We start from the raw sequence: 1,344 nt of genomic DNA on the forward strand, positions 1-1,344 counted from the left end.
GATCCGCTCTGCCCGGCGCTCACTGCTTGGCGCGATTGATGATCGCCCACAGCACGCGGGCGACGGGCTCGGTGACGGTGCGGCGGTACTTGCGGTGGACCAGCTGACCGTTGTGATAGACGTCCTGCTCCACATAGAGCCGCTCGCCGTCCCAGCGGACGATATTGTCGGACTCGATGGTCTCCTCGACGCCGAGATCGCCTCGGAGAATCGAGTTGCCTGTCTGGGTCAGCATACGCGCGTCCTCGTTCACGCAGTCGGTTCCACCCGGGGAGCGCCACCGCGGCCCTGGCAGCGCGGCTCCCGGCGGCCCCCGACACCGGGCAGCATAGGAGCGCATCGGTGTACACGCCAGCGACCCGGTGGACGCAATCGTCGGACCGTCACCGCACCGGGCGCCAGGCTCCGACGCGCCGGGATCGGTCTCGACGCGCCCCGTGTGTGCTTCGGCACGTTCAGCTCGGCCGTAAGGTGCGATGCTTCACATGCGCTCCGATCCGCATGCACGTTGCAGGCGGGACCGGCGGCGCGACGGAGGCGTCCATGCTCGCTCGCCCGTTCCGCCTGATCGCCCCGGCGCTGGCTGCCCTCGGCCTCGTGGCCCTGCGCCTCGCAAGCCCCTTCATCGGGCCGGCCTCGCCCCCGCAACCCGGCACTTCCACGGATACGGGGGTCGTGTTCCGGCACTACCTCTGAGGCTCAGCCGCGCCGGCTCAGAACGGCCGGCCCGGGCACCGGGCATGCGGATCCGACTGCGGGTCCGAGGACGATGTCGCCCTGCCGCGGGTTGTTCACCGTGAAGGGAGCCGTCTCCTGAAGACCGATGAAGCCGCGCCCCAGTTGCGGCACGAACAGGTCGCCCCCGAACCGGACGAAGCAGCGGTCGAGGACCGCCTCATAGTCGAAGGTCCGCTGGACAACCGGGCCCGCACCCGCGCCCGGCATCCCGCAATAGCCCGTGATGTCGATCTGGCCCGGCCGTGACAGCCGCATCGGCAGCGACCGACCGGGCAACAGCGTGGCGGGCGGCCCGCCATCCTGGCGGGCGACCAGGACCAGGTTCGATCGATTGTAGACCCGCCGCAGGCAATCCGCCGACGCGCCGGAGACGCTCGAGACCGTCCCGGCGATGCCGAGCGCGAGTCCGGCCCATGCCCATGCTACACGCTTCGTCACCGCAATTCCTCCGCCGGCCGGGCGCTCGATCGGTCGAGGCCGTCGATCATGCCGCTTGCGACTTGAACAGCGGCCAGCTTGGCCGCGCAAGACGAACGCGGCAAGATCGGCCGCGTTCACGCGCGCCCCGTAAATTACCGCACGCTTGAAAGCCCACAGGCTCGCCGG

Annotated in this window: 3 protein-coding genes; 1 reads left to right on the top strand and 2 read right to left on the bottom strand. The window is 70.2% G+C overall.

Annotated features, from left to right (window positions below):
• Nucleotides 1-19 precede the first annotated feature (19 nt).
• Nucleotides 20-235: a hypothetical protein gene (locus I53_RS12095; RefSeq protein WP_043351006.1), complete on the bottom strand. Its 216-nt coding sequence runs from the start codon at nucleotides 233-235 to the stop codon at nucleotides 20-22.
• Between the two features lie 308 nt (nucleotides 236-543).
• Between I53_RS12095 and I53_RS33905 the strand changes: the two genes are divergently transcribed.
• Entirely contained in the window at nucleotides 544-696 is a 153-nt protein-coding gene (locus I53_RS33905) for a hypothetical protein (protein WP_164706381.1), read from the top strand.
• A gap of 3 nt (nucleotides 697-699) precedes the next feature.
• Here I53_RS33905 and I53_RS12105 read toward each other — a convergent pair whose 3' ends face one another.
• Nucleotides 700-1,176 carry a hypothetical protein gene (locus I53_RS12105; RefSeq protein WP_043351003.1) on the bottom strand — a complete coding sequence of 159 codons (477 nt, stop codon included), beginning with the start codon at nucleotides 1,174-1,176 and terminating at the stop codon, nucleotides 700-702.
• Nucleotides 1,177-1,344: the final 168 nt, after the last annotated feature.

Source organism: Methylobacterium sp. B1 (assembly GCF_000333255.1).
Taxonomy (GTDB): Bacteria; Pseudomonadota; Alphaproteobacteria; order Rhizobiales; family Beijerinckiaceae; genus Methylobacterium; species Methylobacterium fujisawaense.

Bases quoted from the DNA above. Each gene is read 5' to 3' on its own strand.
- I53_RS12095 (WP_043351006.1), bottom strand. From the start codon at position 235: ATGCTGACCCAGACAGGCAACTCGATTCTCCGAGGCGATCTCGGCGTC.
- I53_RS33905 (WP_164706381.1), top strand. From the start codon at position 544: ATGCTCGCTCGCCCGTTCCGCCTGATCGCCCCGGCGCTGGCTGCCCTC.